The 18,492-nt window shown below is 37.9% G+C and carries 19 protein-coding genes and 1 other RNA gene; 7 read left to right on the plus strand and 13 right to left on the minus strand.

All coding sequences use genetic code 11. From position 1 onward, the window contains the following. Window positions 1-42: 42 nt before the first annotated feature. Complete coding sequence (locus tag CDOM16188_RS04970) at window positions 43-561, minus strand: hypothetical protein (protein ID WP_172199770.1); 519 nt, start codon at window positions 559-561, stop codon at window positions 43-45. Between the two features lie 27 nt (window positions 562-588). Then, window positions 589-837: an EexN family lipoprotein gene (locus CDOM16188_RS04975; RefSeq protein WP_172199773.1), complete on the minus strand. Its 249-nt coding sequence runs from the start codon at window positions 835-837 to the stop codon at window positions 589-591. A gap of 516 nt (window positions 838-1,353) precedes the next feature. Between CDOM16188_RS04975 and CDOM16188_RS11470 the strand changes: the two genes are divergently transcribed. Then, the gene (locus CDOM16188_RS11470; RefSeq protein WP_172199776.1) at window positions 1,354-1,587 is read left to right on the plus strand and encodes a GNAT family N-acetyltransferase; all 234 of its coding nucleotides are present in this window, start codon (window positions 1,354-1,356) and stop codon (window positions 1,585-1,587) included. Window positions 1,588-1,988: 401 nt separating this feature from the next. On the opposite strand, the gene CDOM16188_RS04985 is transcribed toward CDOM16188_RS11470, so the two are convergent. From CDOM16188_RS04985 to CDOM16188_RS04995, 3 genes are all read right to left on the minus strand, one after another. Further along, complete coding sequence (locus tag CDOM16188_RS04985) at window positions 1,989-2,294, minus strand: hypothetical protein (RefSeq protein WP_172199779.1); 306 nt, start codon at window positions 2,292-2,294, stop codon at window positions 1,989-1,991. Window positions 2,295-2,512: 218 nt separating this feature from the next. After that, window positions 2,513-2,870, minus strand: a transfer-messenger RNA (tmRNA) gene (gene ssrA, locus CDOM16188_RS04990). A 39-nt stretch (window positions 2,871-2,909) separates the two neighbouring features. After that, window positions 2,910-3,317 carry an Hpt domain-containing protein gene (locus tag CDOM16188_RS04995; RefSeq protein ID WP_169940175.1) on the minus strand — a complete coding sequence of 136 codons (408 nt, stop codon included), beginning with the start codon at window positions 3,315-3,317 and terminating at the stop codon, window positions 2,910-2,912. A gap of 81 nt (window positions 3,318-3,398) precedes the next feature. Between CDOM16188_RS04995 and panB the strand changes: the two genes are divergently transcribed. From panB to CDOM16188_RS05025, 6 genes are all read left to right on the plus strand, one after another. Then, the gene (gene panB, locus CDOM16188_RS05000) at window positions 3,399-4,205 is read left to right on the plus strand and encodes a 3-methyl-2-oxobutanoate hydroxymethyltransferase (protein ID WP_172199782.1); all 807 of its coding nucleotides are present in this window, start codon (window positions 3,399-3,401) and stop codon (window positions 4,203-4,205) included. 23 nt (window positions 4,206-4,228) lie between these two features. Then, window positions 4,229-5,071 (plus strand): tetratricopeptide repeat protein, encoded by an 843-nt coding sequence (locus CDOM16188_RS05005; RefSeq protein ID WP_172199785.1) that lies wholly within the window; start codon window positions 4,229-4,231, stop codon window positions 5,069-5,071. Window positions 5,072-5,303: 232 nt separating this feature from the next. Then, window positions 5,304-6,317: a Holliday junction branch migration DNA helicase RuvB gene (gene ruvB / locus CDOM16188_RS05010; RefSeq protein WP_172199788.1), complete on the plus strand. Its 1,014-nt coding sequence runs from the start codon at window positions 5,304-5,306 to the stop codon at window positions 6,315-6,317. Window positions 6,318-6,514: 197 nt separating this feature from the next. Continuing rightward, window positions 6,515-7,561, plus strand: coding sequence for an AI-2E family transporter (locus tag CDOM16188_RS05015; protein WP_172199791.1), 1,047 nt, complete (start codon window positions 6,515-6,517; stop codon window positions 7,559-7,561). Window positions 7,562-7,833: 272 nt separating this feature from the next. Further along, on the plus strand, window positions 7,834-9,168 hold the full coding sequence (locus CDOM16188_RS05020) for an OprD family outer membrane porin (protein ID WP_172199794.1): 1,335 nt from the start codon (window positions 7,834-7,836) through the stop codon (window positions 9,166-9,168). A gap of 116 nt (window positions 9,169-9,284) precedes the next feature. Continuing rightward, window positions 9,285-10,112 carry a substrate-binding domain-containing protein gene (locus tag CDOM16188_RS05025; RefSeq protein WP_172199797.1) on the plus strand — a complete coding sequence of 276 codons (828 nt, stop codon included), beginning with the start codon at window positions 9,285-9,287 and terminating at the stop codon, window positions 10,110-10,112. A 398-nt stretch (window positions 10,113-10,510) separates the two neighbouring features. On the opposite strand, the gene CDOM16188_RS05030 is transcribed toward CDOM16188_RS05025, so the two are convergent. From CDOM16188_RS05030 to CDOM16188_RS05065, 8 genes are all read right to left on the minus strand, one after another. Then, entirely contained in the window at window positions 10,511-11,230 is a 720-nt protein-coding gene (locus CDOM16188_RS05030) for a fumarate reductase iron-sulfur subunit (RefSeq protein WP_169940168.1), read from the minus strand. Next, entirely contained in the window at window positions 11,223-13,229 is a 2,007-nt protein-coding gene (locus tag CDOM16188_RS05035) for a fumarate reductase flavoprotein subunit (RefSeq protein ID WP_172199800.1), read from the minus strand. Before CDOM16188_RS05035 ends, CDOM16188_RS05030 begins: the two co-directional genes overlap by 8 nt. 16 nt (window positions 13,230-13,245) lie before the next feature. Beyond that, window positions 13,246-13,947, minus strand: coding sequence for a fumarate reductase cytochrome b subunit (locus CDOM16188_RS05040; RefSeq protein ID WP_172199803.1), 702 nt, complete (start codon window positions 13,945-13,947; stop codon window positions 13,246-13,248). 93 nt (window positions 13,948-14,040) lie between these two features. Further along, complete coding sequence (lgt, locus tag CDOM16188_RS05045) at window positions 14,041-14,868, minus strand: prolipoprotein diacylglyceryl transferase (RefSeq protein WP_172199805.1); 828 nt, start codon at window positions 14,866-14,868, stop codon at window positions 14,041-14,043. Beyond that, window positions 14,865-15,422 carry a hypothetical protein gene (locus CDOM16188_RS05050; RefSeq protein ID WP_172199807.1) on the minus strand — a complete coding sequence of 186 codons (558 nt, stop codon included), beginning with the start codon at window positions 15,420-15,422 and terminating at the stop codon, window positions 14,865-14,867. Before CDOM16188_RS05050 ends, lgt begins: the two co-directional genes overlap by 4 nt. A gap of 35 nt (window positions 15,423-15,457) precedes the next feature. Then, window positions 15,458-17,626 (minus strand): cation-translocating P-type ATPase, encoded by a 2,169-nt coding sequence (locus CDOM16188_RS05055; protein ID WP_172199809.1) that lies wholly within the window; start codon window positions 17,624-17,626, stop codon window positions 15,458-15,460. 2 nt (window positions 17,627-17,628) lie between these two features. After that, window positions 17,629-17,832 carry a heavy-metal-associated domain-containing protein gene (locus CDOM16188_RS05060; protein ID WP_172199811.1) on the minus strand — a complete coding sequence of 68 codons (204 nt, stop codon included), beginning with the start codon at window positions 17,830-17,832 and terminating at the stop codon, window positions 17,629-17,631. Then, window positions 17,829-18,383, minus strand: a complete 555-nt coding sequence (locus CDOM16188_RS05065; protein WP_172199813.1) for an N-acetyltransferase — start codon at window positions 18,381-18,383, stop codon at window positions 17,829-17,831. Before CDOM16188_RS05065 ends, CDOM16188_RS05060 begins: the two co-directional genes overlap by 4 nt. Window positions 18,384-18,492: the final 109 nt, after the last annotated feature.

Raw genomic sequence — 18,492 nt, forward strand, 5'->3', positions numbered from 1 at the left:
GGATAACTTAATTTATAGTGGAGTGTAAAAGCAGGTAGCCGGCTAATATATCCCTTGTCCTTCCACGGCATCGGTTTTATCCTTATCATACTTAGCATACTCTTCATCGTAATCCTGATCCCAAATCAAGCTAGGAGAATATTTGTCATACCAAAAGATATTATCCGAATTAAAGTCTTCTTCCATCATCTTTTGCCTAAGATAATCTATCATATCCTCTATGGGAATATCCCATGCTATCTCATTTTCGAACTTCATCTTTACTACTCTTGTAGGAGTATTGTGTCTTTTCTTTTCATTATCCCACAGATAGGAAGGAGGTTCTAGTATAGCTTTTCCATCTTCGAGAATTCTTTGAAGAACTGTTAAAAATACCTCTCGTCTCTCTTCTGCTGTAAAGTCTTCATCTCCTAAAAAATTATAAAAAATTTGAAACGAGGCTTTGCTATCTATCATTGTTATCCAACAACCATAAGTCTCTTGATATATCAAGCCCATCTGATCTTTGGTATACATCTTAGAAGTTAAATTTATTCTTCCGTTAAAGAGCTTGGTATTCATAATTTATGCGATTGATTTAGGTTTGTATTATTTTACTAGATCAGAAAAATTTACAGCCTTACTTTCACCTATAAGCTGCTGAGCTCTCTTTGCATTGTTACACTCGGCACTCTCTTTAGCGCTTAGTTTATCTGCACTCTCACATTTTTTTATTGTTGCCTCTCTTGCGGCATCATTCTTTTCATAAAACTCTACCGTATTTACCTTTTCATCACCACAACCTGCAATACCTAAAATCATCATTGCAACAACTATAAAGCACATAGATTTTTTCATTATCTAACCTTTCAGTATGATATATGTAAATTATTGTATTAAAGTAATTATGAAATATTTATTAAGAACTTTTCAAGTTTACTTTATTTTACTGAAATAGCTAGTTCTGCATAGAATATAAGTTTTATTGTTTTAAATTTTGAAAAAACCTAAATTGATGATATAAAACTATAGTATATAATAATTTTTAATTAATTATAACTAAAAATTATTAAAATATATTATAAATTAAGTCCAGATTTACAATGTATTTTATATAATTACCATTATCAATATCTTAAAAGAAAGGATTGTGCTTAAATAAAATAACAGAATATCAATTATATTGCTTTTGATTTTTTCAATTCAGTTTTTAATCAATAGGTTTAAGCTATAAAATAGCGAAAATATCTTTTAAAGCTCGTAAACACGGGCAGATAAATAGGAGTCTTACAATGAAAGAAATAATTGTTATAGAAAATTCTAATAACTTTGACCATAGAGATATAGTAGACATACTTAAGTCCAATAATTGCGATGTGCCGCAAGAAAAACTACTATGATATTTTTAGACAATATGACTATTATGCCCTTGCAAAATTAGGAGACAAGACCGTAGGCTTCCTGCAAGCATTTAGTGATAGGGATAATTTTGCTACTAGCTATTTGTATGCGATATCAGTTCATAAAGATTACCAGCGAAAAGGAATAGGTAGAGCTTTAATGACGGCTTTTAATAAAAATTTGCCCATACCACAACTTGGAGTATAGTTCCAAAAAAATTAGAGACTGCAGACAAATTTTTATCTGCGTTTGGGTTTAATGATAAGTCCGAACACTACAAAGTTTACGCTAGATTAAGAAACACCGCTGATAAGTAATATTTGCAAGAAATTTAATACTAAAAATACGCAGATATTCAACAATGAGAAATCCTAGTGATAAAACATAGTATATTATCATTAGGATTCTTGATATATTAATGAATTAGATATATTTCTTATTATGCAGCAAATGGAAAAAAACTAATATTTAATAGATGACAATAATTACGTGAGATTCTGTCATGACAGATCCTTTATAGTAAATGTTTCTATAGCTTAAAAAATACCTATTATTTGAAGTTATGAGGGAATTCTGGCCTATTTTATGATGAGAGTCTTGTGCGTTTGCTACATATTGGCAGTATTTTTTATCATACCTATACTCCTACTCCTTGTTAATCCTGAAACAATCGCTATTGCATCTCTTCTAGCCTCTACTACGCTATATACACTCGATCTAAACTCATTGAGCTTAAGTTTTATGTTTTTGCCATTAGAATCTCTATATCTTATGCAAAAACTTTTGATATCGCTTTGGTTAACTCTCACATATAATTCTTTTGGTTCACCCACTACCCTTACATAGTTTTTATTTTTTATTGGAAGTTTTCTAACATCTTTATTAGATAAGTATTTTGTAGTTTTATTTGCCACAAAATACCCTTAAAATCGTTATTGCGATAACTATTAGGTCTCTACTTCAAAAGTAGTTTTGCTAGAGACCTCATTTGAGACCTATTTAAGCTACAACGAAGTATATATAAAATGAAACAAAAATACTATAAAATACAAAAATGCCCCTAAACTACAGCGTTTGAGTGAAGTAAAAGTAATTGAAATACAATGAAAGTTAGGTCAAAAAAGTAATAGGTTTGGAAGCGAGGGGGATCGAACCCCTGTCCAAAAACAAACCGAACACAGCCTCTACACGCTTAGCAAAAGTGAAATTTTCATCTAGCAAAGCTCACTTTCCAAAACCAAAAGCTAGACTAAGACAAAATTTCAGCTTGAAGCTTGTCAAACTACAAACCTACTCTATCTAGGGTTACTCGCTTATGTTTTTAGATAGTATCAAAACAAGCAAGGCTCAACTGAACTTACGCAGCTTTAGCGTAAGCAGGAGCGAATTTAACGTTATTTGCGTTTAATTTTAATTTGAGCTTTTTACGCTTTGCTCAAAGCGACGTGCCACCATGACCGCTCTGCTCCTGTCGAAGCCAAGTCGCTCCCATAGAAAGTCGCGTATTGTAGTTTATTTTTATTTTTTTGTCAAACATCAAGCTTTGATGGAATTTTTACAACCAAAGGATTTAAAACGCTAAAAAATTCCGAATCCGACTCTATATCATCGCGATATTTACCAAACTGATCACTTACAATCAAGAGCCAATCGACAAATTCATCATTTGCTGGCTTAGTAAGATCTCTTGCTTCAGAACAGACCTCTTCGCTAAGAGAGGCTAGCTTTAAAATAGGTTCAACCTTCATAAATGATGCTGCGGATTTTATATTATGAAAAATTCTAAATAGCTCTTCGATATTATTTTTAAATTTATCTTGTCTTGTAAGTCCTATGATCAAAGGCTCCATCAAATCACACATTAAAGAGTAGTGAGATAGGAATTCTTCAACGATATCATAAGAGTAGTCAATCTCAAGATTTTTTAATATGCCCATACTTCCATCCTTAAATATTCAGGGCAATTGTATCATTTTTTTGATAAAATTAATCAAGTATAAACATAAAAGGCAGGGAAAATGAGCCAAAAAGAGCAAAAAATTAACGTAAATAATATAAAAAATAAGAAAAATTTAGAACCTGTAGTTATGATTACGGCTTATGATGCACTATTTGCCAAGCTGTTTGAAGAGTATGTGGATATCATACTCATAGGCGATAGCTTAAACATGAGCTTTAACGGCAAAAAAGACACCCTAAGCGCTACAATGGATATGATGTTATACCACGCTACGGCTGTAGCAAACGGAACTAAAAGAGCATTGACGGTAGCCGATATGCCTTTTGGTAGCTACACCGATGAAAGAACAGCTCTTAAAAACGCCATCAAATTTATCCAAAAAAGCGGAGTTGATGCCGTCAAGCTTGAAGGCGGCAGAAATATGGCGACTACCATAAAAAAGCTTTGCGAAAACAGCATAAGCGTCATGGGACACATAGGGCTTATGCCTCAGCAGGTTAGGTATGAAGGCGGATACAAGATAAAGGGTCGCAAGGAAGACGAAGCGAAAAATTTGATAAAAGACGCAAAGGCTCTTGAAGAAGCGGGAGTATTTGCGATCGTGGTAGAAGGCACCCTTAGCGACGTGGCAAAAGAGATAGCAAATAGCGTAAATGTGCCTGTAATCGGCATAGGCTCGGGAGTTGATGTCGATGGGCAGGTTCTTGTATTTTCCGATATGCTTGGGTTTTTTGAGGAGTTCAAGCCAAAATTCGTAAAAAGATATCTAAATGGAGCGAATTTAGTAAAAGAAGCGGTTAAAGCTTATGCAAACGAGGTTAAAGCAAGAGCTTTTCCAAGTGAAGAATTCGAATATAAAAGATAAATTTAATAGCAAAAGGAGAGAAATTGAAAATTATAAAAATTTTATTTTTGACTGTATTGTTAGGCGCTCAAGTTTTTGCTACTACAAACTTAAAAAACGCAGCCAAAGAAGCTTTTGATAAAAAAGACTACATAAAAGCTAGTGAAATTTTAAAAGAACTTTGCGATAAAAACGACGGATACGGCTGTGCTGCACTTGCAAATATGCACTACAACGCTATCGGAGTTGCAAAAGATCAAAATTTAGCTTACGAGCTTTTTAGTAAAGCTTGCGATCTTGATAACGGCACAGGTTGTTTTGATCTTGCGCTTATTTATAAAAAAGGCGAGCTCGTAAAACGCGATTTCAAAAAAATCGCCGAGCTTTATACAAAGGCGTGTGAGCTTAAAGAAGATAGTGCTTGTGCAAATTTAGGGCTTATGTATGATAAGGGCGAAGCTGTAGAAAAAGATCACAAAAAGGCTAAAGATCTATACTACAAGGCTTGCCATCTAAACAACGCGGTAGGGTGCTATAACTTCGCATTGATGTATTACGAGGGCAAAAACGTCCCAAAAGATGATAAAAAGGCATTTAAATTTTTTGACAAAGCTTGCTACATCAAGAGCCCCCATGCTTGCCACGCACTTGGCGTGATGTATGAGCACGGATATGGCGTGGAGTCAAATGTATATTACGCCTACGACTCTTACTCTACGGCTTGTAAGATGCTAAACAGCGACGCATGCGCGGCAATAGGTATAGAATTTAAAAACGGCAAAATCGATAAAACAACTTACGATAAATACGAATCCGAAGCAGAAGCCTGCAAGCTTGGAGATAAGAATTCGTGCGAGATTATCAAGGAGCGTTTGGCTAAATTTTAGCCTTAAAATTTTGGCTAGATTTACTGGATAAATAAACAAGGCGTTTTATAATCCAGCCTGCTCTAAAAAGGCGGCTTTTATATCGCAAATTCATTTGTTTTGGCGCGACATAAATTTGATAAAGCGGATATTTTAGATCCAAATTTGCATGACAAGATTAAAATTTCAGCCTTTTGACAACTTAAAGCAAATTTAATGTAAAATCACCTCAATAAATTTAAAAAGTTAAGATATGGACAGAATCGTAGAAATAGAAAAAGTAAGCTTTGAAAGCGAGTTTGAAACATCGCTTCGCCCTGCAAAATTTGAAGATTACATCGGACAAGAAAAGATAAAGCAAAATTTAGATGTGTTTATCAAGGCTGCCAAAAAGCGCGGAGAGTGTCTTGATCACGTGCTTTTTTACGGACCTCCGGGGCTTGGCAAGACCACTCTTGCGCACATCATCTCAAACGAAATGGGTGTAAGTATCAAGATGACAGCGGCTCCGATGATAGAAAAGAGTGGCGATCTAGCGGCCGTGCTTACAAATTTACAAGAGGGCGATGTGCTGTTTATCGATGAAATTCACCGCCTAAGCTCTGCTATCGAAGAGGTGCTTTATCCTGCGATGGAGGACTTTAGGCTTGATATCATCATAGGCTCAGGACCTGCGGCGCAAACGATCAAGATCGACCTGCCGAAATTTACGCTTATCGGTGCTACGACGCGAGCGGGTATGATTTCAGCTCCGCTTAGAGATCGCTTCGGGATGGACTTTAGACTGCAATTTTATAGCCATGAGGAGCTAGCCAGAATCGTTCAAATAGCCTCGGTAAAGCTTGGCAAAGAGTGCGAAAAAAGTGCCGCTCTTGAAGTCGCAAGAAGGGCGCGTGCAACCCCAAGGATCGCACTTAGGCTACTAAAGCGAATTCGGGATTTTGCCGAAGTAAATGATGAGCTCATCATCTCGCAAAAACGTGCCAAAGAAGCTCTTGACGCGCTTGGAGTAAATGAGATCGGCTTTGATGAAATGGATATAAAGTATCTTGAAATTCTGCTTGACGCCAAACGCAAGCCTTTAGGGCTAAATACTATAGCCGCGGCACTTAGCGAGGATGAAGGCACGATAGAAGACGTTATAGAGCCTTACTTGTTAGCAAACGGCTTTATCGAGCGCACCGCAAAAGGTCGCATCGCAAGCGGAAAATGCTACGATACGTTTAAGCTTAAATTTAAAGATGAAAAAGGGCTTTTTGACGGATAAATTTATCTGCGTTATAAGGCTAAAATTATGAGAAATTATCCCAAATAATCTAAAATTTTAGCCGGCGGGTTTGCTTTGTCGTTTAAATTTGAATTTATATATTAAAATGCTAAGAAAATTTAAAATTGCTCTAATTTAGCCGATATGGCTAATTGTCGGTTAAAAATTCTTGCAAATTTTATGTAAAGAGGATATGGATGGTTAAAAATAGTAAAATTTTCTTTGGTATATTTGTATTTTTCGCACTTTGCCTTCTGCTTTATCTTTTTAAGCCGTTTTTGCTAAACATCTTTATCGCGATGCTATTGGCGGTTGCGACATCAAACATAAACGTAAAATTTTTAAAGCTTACAAAGCACAGAGAAACACTATCCGCCGCTCTTACTACGGCGATTTTATTTTTGCTATTTATCGCGCCCTTTCTTTATGCCGTCATCGCGCTGGCAAAGCACGCAGCAAGCTTTAACATGGATTATGTAAGCAATACGATTGATTACATTAAAAACTATGATTTTGCGTTACCTGCGCCAATTGAGTTCCTAGAGCCTAAATTTAAAGAGTTAATTACGGAAATCGACTTTAAAGTGATCTCGGCTAAAATCATCTCAAATTTAGCAGAAATTGGCAAATTTAGCGCAAATTTTTTAGTCGATATGGTGATGATTATTATATTTTTCTTTTTTTCGATTCTATACGGAAGCGACCTTATCAAATACTTAAAAAAAGCCGTTCCTATGAAGCCTGAAGACACCGAATACATCCTAAGCGAAGTGGCTAACGTAATGAGCGTAGTTTTTTACTCGATAATCATAAATACTATTTTTCAAGGATTTTTGTTCGCTATCATCGCAATGATTTACGGATATAGCGGATTTTTAATGGGAATTTTGTTTGGATTTGCCACGCTTGTACCGATTGTAGGTGGATTTTTGGTCTGGGGACCGATTAGTATTTATGAATTTGCCAACGGTAACTTAAGCGGCGCTATCGTCATTGCGGTTTATAACATCGTGGTTATCTCCATCGTTGCCGATACGCTTTTAAAACCTCTTATAATAAAATTTATAAACGATCGCTTGGTGAGAATTCCGACCAAGATAAACGAGATGCTTATCTTTTTTGCTATGATTGCCGGAATTACGACATTTGGGTTTTGGGGCATTATCCTTGGACCTGCAATAGTTACGTTTTTCTTATCGACTATCAAGCTTTACGTCTTACTTAAAGAGCGGTCGGTGGTATAAATTTGATCCTTTAGCCGATTTAAATTCGGCTAATCAATCTTGCAAATTTAGCTACTCGTCTTACTAATCAAATTTCATATCAATCTCACTTTGGTCTTAAATATAAATTTTAAGTTGTTAAAGTTCAAAAATACGATTTTAAGGGCTATAAATAGTAAAATTTTAAGCTTAAAAAGCAAATTTTAAGCTTTTTGTATGATATAATTTTTAAGTATATCTTTTAATATTATATTTTAATATTAATTATAACTAATATCTTACAAGGAGTTTTCATGAGATTGATTAAGCTTAGCTTGGCAGCAGCCGTGATAGGCTGCTTTGGTGTTGCAAACGCTTCTGATTCGCTTGTAGACGCTCTTACGGGCGGCAAATTAAACGGCAAGGTTCAAGCCACATACGTAGATCAAAAAGACGAAAGAAGCAGTGTGCACGACGAAGAGCTTCTTGGTGTGCAGTTTGAGCTTGGCTATACAACAGGTTCATTTTACGGCTTTAGATTAGGTGTTACGGGGCAGGCGAATTTACTGCCGATCAACGAGAAAAAAAAGAACAACACAATGTATGATAAAGAGTGGAGAACAGAGGGTTTTGTACTATCTGAAGCATACATCGGCTATATGCTTAATCAAACCGATATCAAATTCGGTCGTCAATACGTTACTACTCCGCTTGTAGCGGGCAACTACACTCGTGCTTTTAAAGAGGCTTTCGAGGGTCTTACCATAAGAGATAAGTCGCTTCCAAATACGACTTTAATAGGCGGTTGGTATTATAAATTCCAAGGTAGAAGTGCCGTAGTTTCAGGGCACAAAAACGGTCATGCACCTAAATTTAAAGACAAAACCATCATAGGCGGCATGGGACCTGTGGCGTTTAAATTTGACAACATCTTTACAGGCGCTATCATAAATGAGCCTATGGAAAATTTGAAATTAACAGGTGCTTATGCAAGAGTAACCGATCTTGAAGCAAAACCAAGCGCAAAAGGCGATATAAATTTATTTTTAGCCGAAATGAATCTAAAATTCCCTCTTGAGCTATTTAGCTTGGGTTTTGATGCAAACTACAAAGGCTCTCGCACAACCGATACGCTTGATAATTTAAACTACGAAGGCGATATGCTTGGATTTAGAGCCGGAATTTACGATCTGGCAGGATTTAACGCGAGCTACGCATATACAACGGTAAGCGATGATGACGCTTTACTCTTTGGTGTTGGAAACGGTCCTGGATCATACACTTTCTTGCCTATTCGCGGACCTTTTGTCTTTACAGGCTTTGCAGGAATGGATACTCACAAATTTATACTTGGATATGATTTTGGCGCCATAGGGCTAAACGGCCTTAAAACCTCGTTTCAATACGTAAAAGGCGAGCAAGACGCCCCTAACGTAAATGCGGGCGCGACTAAAAAAGGTGAGAGAATGGATATAGAAGGCTGGGCTGCAATAGCAAGCTATAACATTCCTCAAGTTAAAGGCTTGTCCGCATCGGTAACTTATGTCGAGCTTGAAAGAGAGAACTACGACACTGCAAACAAAGTTACAAAAACAGATCAAAACGAACTTTGGCTACAACTTGGGTATAAATTTGATCTGCTAAATTAATTTTTGACACCTCGGGGCGTATAACCGCCCCCCCCTCTTTTTTCTAATCAAAATTTAAACGCTTTTTGTTATCTTAGATATGCTAAAATTTCATAACTTATCACAAAGGAGATATTATGAAAAAGATTTTGTTACTCGGTGCTATTTTGGTGTCAAATTTTTATGCATTAGAGTGCACAAAAATTTACGGAAACGGCACAAATGAGCTTAAGCTGGCTACAGGAAGTCCAGGAGAACTTGGTTTAGTAGAGGAATTAGCGCAGAAATTTAACGCTAAAAACGATACTAAAATTTGCTGGATCAAAGCAGGTAGTGGCAAAGGATTAAGCTTACTCAAAGAGGGCAAGGTAGATATCTCTATGACCCACTCGCCAAAAGAAGAAAAGGCTCTGGTGTCACAAGGACTAGCCAAAAACCGCACTCTAATCGGCTCAAATGAATTTTATATCATAGGACCCAAGGAAGATCCGGCGGGCATAAAAACGGCAAAAACGGCCTCTGAAGCATATGCAAAGATAGCAAACGCAAAAGCTTTGTTTTACACAAGAGACGATAAAAGCGGAACGCACGTAAAAGAGCTTAGTATATGGAAGCTAGCAAACATCGAGCCAAGCGGAGAGTGGTACAAGCCAAATCGCGACTTTATGATGGCTACTCTACGAAAAGCAGACGAGACGAAAGGGTATTTTATGAGCGATTCAAGCACTTATAAGATGATAAAAGATGAGCTAAAAAATAGCGATGTTTTATTTTCCGGTGATGAAGTACTTATAAACGTCTATGCAGCAATGAGCGCGAAAGACGCTCCTAAAGCGGCTGATGAGTTTATAGAATTTTTAAAAGGCAACGAGGCTCAAGAGATATTTAAAAACTACGGCAAGCAAAAATTTGGAACAGCTTTATACGAAGATGCGCAATATGCTAAAAAATACTTTGTAGAATAGATAATCAAAGCGGGCTTTTATAAATAAAGTCCGCTTTATCAATTGCAAATTTGATTCAAAATACTTCCCCGCCAAATTTAATTTAACAAAACGATTGCGAATATTTAAACCCTTTCTTGTATATAAGGTCTACGGCTTAAGCAACCTAAAACCGCACCAAGAAAAACTGAAGAATTCCAAAGCTAATAGCCAATCAAACTAAACTTTTTAGAATAAAAAGTAAGAAATTTTATTTTAATAAACTAAATTCAAATTTCTCATTCAACAACCATATATTCGCAAAAGAATTTTACTAATTTAAGATTTTGTCCTTAGTAAAATTTTATTTGAAGCATATCAAAAAACGATGATAGAAACTATCGGAGTAAATTTTAAGGGAGATTTTCATCTCCCTCTGGCTACTTTATTACAGCCATCTTTCTACGCATATAAGCGATTTTGCTTTGAAGCGGAAGGTGTTTTGGGCAGTTATCCTCGCACGCTAGCAAGGTCATACAACCAAACACTCCGTCATCATCGCCTATAAGCTCGTAAAAGTCCTCATCGGTTCTCTTATCAAGCGCATCGATCTTAAATCTCGCAACACGGTTAAGCCCCACGGCACCGATAAAATCAGGTCTCATTATCGCAGTTCCGCAAGCGGCTACGCAAATTCCGCACTCTATACATCTATCAAGCTCAAAAACCTCTTGCGCCACTTCAGGCTCAACTTTTTCTTCAAGCTTGCTTATATCAGTCTCGTGATCGGTATGTATCCAGCTTTCTACGCGCTTACTCATAGCGTTCATCCAGTTGCCCGTATCTACGCTTAGATCTTTTAAAAGCTTAAACACAGGAAGCGGCATAAGCTCGATAACTCCGCTTTCAAAATCTTTAGTAAGGGTTCTGCAGGCAAGCACAGGCTTACCATTTACCAGCATTGCGCAACTTCCGCAAATTCCCGCGCGACACACAAAGTCAAAGCTAAGATCAGGATCAAATTTCTCACGAATTTGATTAAGCGCGATAAATAGCGACATACCCGGTGTCTCCTCAAGCTCATAAGTCGCAAAATGCGGCTTTGAAATTTTGCTTAATGGATTATATTTAAAAGCTTTTATCGTAATTTTTCTACTCATATCCTATACCTGCTCTTTCATTTGGTGCTTTATATTTTGGTTGTAATTCATAAGGCATAAGTGCATTTTGAATTTCATATCTACCTTTGCCTTCTGCCTCCATTTTAGCGCGAATTTCATCAACTTCTTTTTGGCGAACTGCGCTATCTGGGTGCTCGATGATGTTTCCTTTGGCTCCGTATCCTCTAAATGCAGGTGGAATTTCCATCTTCATTATATCAAGCGGTTCGTATTCAACTGTTGGCATTGTAGCGCCCTCTTTCCAGCTTGTTAGAGTTCTGTTTAGCCAGTTTGCATCATCTCTTTTCGGATAATCCTCTCTACTGTGAGCGCCGCGGCTTTCGGTTCTAAGAAGCGCGCCGTAAGCTACACAAAGAGCAAGTTTTAGCATCTTTGGTACGCGGTAAGCCTCTTCAAGTTCAGGATTGCCAAATAGATTTTTGTTTGCAACTTTAACGTCAAGCGAGTGTTTATAAAGCTCTTCAAGCTCTCTTACGGCTGTCTCAAGCCCTTCGCCTGTTCTAAAAATCGCAACATAATCCCACATGATGTCTTTCATCTTGTTTTTGATCTCAAATACGTTAAATTTACCCTCTTTATCAAGGAGTCCTTGCAGGTAGTCGTTTTGAGATTTTACGAATTTTTCTATATCTTTTGTATTTATCTCTATATCGTGGCTCTTGCAGTAATCAGCAAAATAATCACCCACAATCATACCCGCAACAACCGTTTCGGAAACAGAGTTTCCGCCAAGGCGGTTAAATCCGTGCATATCCCAGCAAGCAGCCTCGCCGGCGCTAAATAAGCCTGCCAATGTCGGGCTTTCGCCGTTTGGCTTGGTTTTGATACCGCCCATTGAATAATGCTGCATAGGAAGTATCGGCGCCCAGCCTTTACCGATTCCGTTTTCATCAAGCTCGGTATCTGCAGGATCTATGCCGTTAAATATCTCGCAAATTTCTTGAACGTCGCGTAAATTTTTCTCGATATGCTCACGACCAAGTATGCTTATATCAAGCCACACGTGCTCGCCGTAAGGGCTTTTTACGCCTTTGCCTTTTCTTATATGCTCCATGATACGACGACTTACGACGTCACGGCTTGCAAGCTCTTTTTTCTCAGGCTCATAATCAGGCATAAAGCGGTATCCGTCCACATCACGCAAAATTCCGCCGTCACCGCGACAACCTTCTGTTAATAAAATTCCGCTTGGAACGATCGGTGTTGGGTGAAACTGAACCGCTTCCATATTACCAAGTTGCGCGATACCCGTTTCAAGAGCGATCGCCGCACCGATACCTTCGCAAACTACGGCATTTGTAGTGTGTTTATATACTCTTCCGTATCCGCCTGTTGCTATCAAGGTGCCTTTTGAAACGTAAGCCGTGATCTCGCCATTTACTAAATCTCTTACGATAGCGCCGTAGCAGCGGTTGTTTTGGTGGATTAGAGCGATAGCCTCTTTTCTATCGTGAATTTCAACGTTATGTTTTAACGCTTCGTTTGCCACGGCAAAAAGCATAGTATGACCCGTAGCGTCAGCCGTATAGCAGGTTCTCCATTTTTTAGTACCGCCAAAGTCGCGGCTGTGAATAAGCCCGTGAACCTCTTCTTTTTCTACTATGGTTGTCTTTTGAGCGTTGATAATAGCACTTCTTTCGCCTTTGGTAATTCTCGTCCAAGGCACACCCCAAGCGGCAAGCTCACGGATAGCTTTTGGAGCTGTTTGACAAAACATTCTAGCCACTTCTTGATCGCAACCCCAGTCGCTTCCTTTTACCGTATCGGCAAAGTGCACATCCTCATTATCGCCTTCACTCATTTTAGAATTTCCAAGGCTCGCTTGCATACCGCCTTGAGCAGCCGCAGAGTGAGATCTCTTAACAGGGATTAAACTCAAAACGATAGTGCTAAGTCCCTTTTCTCCTGCAGCAACCGCAGCTCTAAGTCCTGCAAGTCCGCCGCCTATAACCAATGCATCACAATATTTTATATTCATTACTAGCTCCTATCTACTAACTAAGGCTGATCCAGACAAAGTCCGCAATCAAAGCGATCACGGCTAGCCCGCCAAAAACCGCAAATATAACTGTTCTAGCCTTATTTCTCTTAGCTAGCATTTCGGCTCTATTAACACCCTCTATACTCACCCATTTTACATATAGTCTATACATACCTACACCTGCATGAACAACCATGAAGACAAGTAAAGCAAGGTAGAAAAACTCAAGTCTAGCAAAATTTAAAGCAGAGCTATCGGCAGTGATATGTCCGCCAAAAACTATATCCACTAAGTGTCCGCTTGCCGCGAAAAATAGCGCGAATCCGGTTAAAAACTGAAACCACCAAAGTGTAGTATCTAGGTGTCTGATGCGATCTTTGTGTCCTCTAAACATCAAATACTGTCTAAAATTCGCAGGAAATTTTCGCATAGCCAAAAACGCATGAGCGATAAAAACTACAAAAATTATAGCCGCTATGACGTTTGTAATCCACCAAGTGGATTCACCAAACAGAAATTTAGCCTCGGCAAAACCTACAACCGCATTAAAAGCGTCCTTGCCAAACAAGATAGTTGATGTAAAAACCATATGACAAAGAATAAAACAGGCGAGAATAAATCCCGTGATACTCTGCCATCTGTCCCAAACCGCCGGCAAACGACTCTTTTTGCAGTCCGCCTGCCTCCCCAAGAAACCTTCGATTAGCCCACTCATGAGCACTCCTATATTGAAATTTGTTATTAATAACTTATAATAATTTTAAATTATAAATTTAAAATTTAATTGTTATATTATCACAAAGCAACTTTAAATAGATTTAAAATTATGTCTATTTTTATCTCTTAAATAGAAGTAAGCAAGCACTCCTGCAAGAAGCATTACAAGAGATAGAATTTGCCCCATCGAAAGACCTAAAAATACAAATCCAAGCCCGAAATCAGGCTCTCTGTAAAACTCGCATATAAATCTTGCTATGGTGTATAAAATGGCATATAAAGCTATGAGTTCGCCGTCAAATTTCTTAAATTTTCGATAAGTAAATAAAATTAAAAATATCACAACGCCTTCTAAAACCGCTTCATAAATTTGAGAAGGGTGTCTAAGCATACCTGCTACATATATCCCCCAAGGCACGTCCGTAACCCTGCCAAAAAGCTCTTGATTTAAGAAATTTCCGATTCGTCCGAAAAAATATCCAAGCGGGATACTTAGCGCAACTAGATCAAGTAAAGCCCAAGTATTTTGCTTGTATTTTTTACAAAACGCCCACGTAGCAAGCAAAAATCCAACTACCGCACCATGATAACTCATGCCGCGAATTCCTACGAATTCTCCGTTGTAAAAAGGATTAAAAATTTGCCAAGGTTGAGTTATATAATAAAGTGTATTTGGGTCGTAAATGAGTATATATCCGACTCTAGCGCCTAAAATAACGCCTATCTCAACCCAGAAAAAATAGTTATCAAGAAGCGAATTTGAGATATTAACCTTATCAAATTTAACGATAAATTTAGCCACGCCCAGTGCAACAAGCAAAGCCAAAACATACATCAGCCCGTACCAATGAACACTTATACCGAAAATTTTAAAAGCTACGGGATCAAAGTTATTGTAAATTTCGTTCCACCAACTCATCTAGGAACGACCCTTATTTTAAGAGTCTTTTCAAGTCCGCCGGTAAAATCTTCAAAAAGATATCCAAGTCCGCGGTAAAATTTGCTTTTTGCCTCTTTTTGAAGCGTAGGAGCGAGTTTTGCAGCATAAGGAAGCAGATATGAGCTTAAAAACACGCCTAAAATTTCCTCTGTCTTTTCATTGGCTTCAAGCTTTAAGATAGCCGATAAAAACGATAGCTGATTGCTTATGCTGTCTATCTTTGATGATTTTAAATTCGGCTCAAATCCGCAAATTTGATAAAGCTTGGCAAGCCTTTCATCATCGCCTTTGAAAAAATATGTAGCGAGAAAATACTTTTGCAAATTCTTAAAGTCAGCCTCTATATCCTTTATATCTTCGCTCTCAATCGCTTCTTTATAAAGAGATCTTCCTTTATTATTGGCTTGGCTATCATTTTGCAAAAACCACTCGCCGTTTTTCTTGATCTGTTCAAAAATTTGATCATTTAACGAATTTGAAAAACCGACAGCAAAAACTCTACACACAACCGAATAAAATTCGCCAAGCTTCATCATAGTCCTTTTAAATTTTTGTGATTTTACTAAATTTAAATTTTCTTAAACCTTAGGCGAATTGAATTTAAAACAACGGTTACCGAGCTAAAGCACATAGCAATCGCTCCATAAACCGGAGTTAAAACTATCTTAAATACCGGATAGAGCGCACCTGCAGCCACAGGGATACAGATTAGATTATAGATAAATGCCCAGAATAAATTTTCCTTGATCGTTTTCATCGTATCTTTAGCCAAATTTATCGCTTTAACAACGCTTTCAAGGTCATTTTTGATAAGAACTATATCGCCCGCGTCCTTTGCTATGTCGGCTCCACTGCTCATGGCTATGCCGATATCAGCTTGCTTAAGCGAAGGCGAATCGTTTATGCCGTCTCCTATAAACACGACCTTGGCGTCCTTTTGAAGCTCTTTGATAATCTCAAATTTTTCATTAGGCAAAACTCCTGCAAAGACCTTTTCGATACCGATCTTTAGCGCTACGTTTTTAGCGGTAAAAACATTATCCCCCGTTAGCATTACAGGAATTATATTTTTATTTTTCAGCTCGTCTATAATCTCTTTAGCATTTTCCTTTAAGGTATCGCTAAGGCTTATAAATCCTACGAATTTTTTCCTTATTGCAGCCAAAACCACGCCATTTCCGTCATTTTGCATCTTTAAAATTTGCTCTTTTGAAGAATCGGGAATCTCTATGCCAAATTCTTTCAAAAAGCCTTCATTGCCCACGACTATCTCGCTTTCATCAAGGCTTCTTATGCCTTTTCCTGCGATATTTTCAAAACCACTGTCGTTGCCTAAAATTTTAAGATCAAGCTCGTTTGCATACTCAACAATCGCTTTTGATATAGGGTGCGAGCTTTTTGCTTCAAGAGCTGCGATTAGAGCCAAATCATCTTCGTTTATATCGGTAAAATTAACCGAAATTTCACCTTTTGTAAGAGTGCCGGTTTTATCAAATATCGCGTATTTGGCGGTGTGAAGCACCTCTATGACTTCGGGATTTTTTATCAAAATTCCGTTTTTAGCGCCCAAAGAAAGTGATGAGATAATAGCAATAGGAGTAGCCAGCCCAAGCGCACAAGGACAAGATATGATAAGTACGCAAATCGCACTTAAAACGCCTTGCACAGCATTTCCGGTAACTGCAAACCAGATCAAAAACGTAACCACGGCTATAATAATAACGGTCGGCACAAAGATATTTGCAACCCTATCGGCAAATCGACTAATCGGCATTTTTTTCGTGCTGGCATCGCTTAATAGATGTAAAATTTGAGCTAGCAAAGTTTGATTTGACGGCTTTGTAACTTTTACATTCAGATAGCCGTTTGTGTTTATGGTGCCTGCGTTTACCTCATCGCCCGTTTTTTTATACACAGGCAGGCTCTCGCCCGTAAGCATAGACATGTCAAGCTCGGCTCCGCCGTTTATGATAACTCCGTCGCAAGGCACGTGAAAACCCGCTTTTACCATTACGATGTCGCCTATTTTTAGGTTTTGCACATCTGTTTCTATGGCCTGTCCGTCAGGCTTTAGCACTAAAGCTACCTTAGGGGAAAGATCCATAAGGCTTTTTAGATAATCCCCCGCCCTAGCCTTTGAGCGCTCCTCAAGAAATTTGCCAAGCAGGATAAAAGTAATAATCATCGCAGAGCCTGAAACATACATATGGCGCATATTTTCAGGCATCAAATTTGGGGCTAAAAAGACAAACACCGAGTAAAGAAACGCCATCGAAGTGCCAAGCGCTACAAGCACGTTCATATCGTAATTTCTGTTTTTAAGCGCGCCGTAAGCGTGCACGAAAAACTCCTTACCGCAAACCGCAAGAGCGATGAATGCCAAAAAGAGCATCACAAATGCTTTTAGCTCGCTCATACTTCCAGTCATCTCAAGCCACATTATTACAGCGCTTATTACCGCTGCGGCGATAAAGTTGTTGCGTAGGTTTTTTATATGCAAGGCTCTTTTTTTCTCAAATTCGCTCATATCCTTAGCGATCTCGTAGCCTAGCTTTTTGATCTTTTCTTCAAGCTTGGTTCTTACTTCTTCACTAGCTACTATAAATTCGCCCGTAGCATTAGCAAAGCTAACCTTAGCGTCCTCTACGCCATCCATCTTTTTAGCGACTCTTTCTATAGCGTTTGAACAATTCACGCAGGTCATGCCCGCGATATTGAGCTTGATACTTTTTGACATAGCTAAATCTGCTCTATCACTTCAAATCCAAGATCATCAAGCTCGGATATAAATTTACTTACATCTTTATCGTCTAAATTTACACTAACCACTTTTGGCTCACGACTTAAATCAACTTCAATCGTTCCGAATTCATCTTCAAGCGCGCTTTTTATGGTATTTGCGCAGTTTTGACAATGCACATTGGCAACTTTAAAATGTTTCATAGAATTTCCTTTATCATGTGATAATATTTATGCGAATTTATCGTCATTTCCTGATTGATTACAAAGCCTAGTCTCTCGTAAAATTCTCTCTCTTTTACCTTATCTTGTTCTACTATCAAAGATACTTTTTCATACTCTTTGAGTTTAGCCACTTCAAATATAAATTTTATTAGCTTTCCTGCAATTCCCTGCCCGCGAAATCTCTCATCAACAGCTATACTATCGATATAAAACTCATCCTCAAAGCACTCTTTTTCTACTTTAGCGGCCGGATTAAATTTCTTAAGATGTTCTAAAATAGGAGCGTCAAGACTATTTGCATCTCCTCCATAGTAGGCGCAAACGGCTGCAACTATATCCTTTTCGTGTTTAAAAACATAAACGTTTTTATAACTTAATCTGTTAATATCCTGAACAAAAAAAGAGGTTAGAATTTCGTTACTTTTTAACTTGTCGGTAGTTCCGCTAAGTGCAAAAGCGATATCATCCATAGCTAAATTCAGTAGTTCGATACAACGCAAAGCGTCTTGTTTGGTAGCTTGTGTAATCATTTGGTAATTATAGTATTTTAACTATAAATTTTAAGCTAACAGCTCGCAAAACCTCTTAAATTTTAAAAAGATAATAATCTTTTTTGGCTATAATTTCCAAAATTTTTTT

The organism is Campylobacter sp. RM16188 (assembly GCF_012978795.1).
In the GTDB taxonomy this organism is placed as follows: domain Bacteria; phylum Campylobacterota; class Campylobacteria; order Campylobacterales; family Campylobacteraceae; genus Campylobacter_A; species Campylobacter_A canis.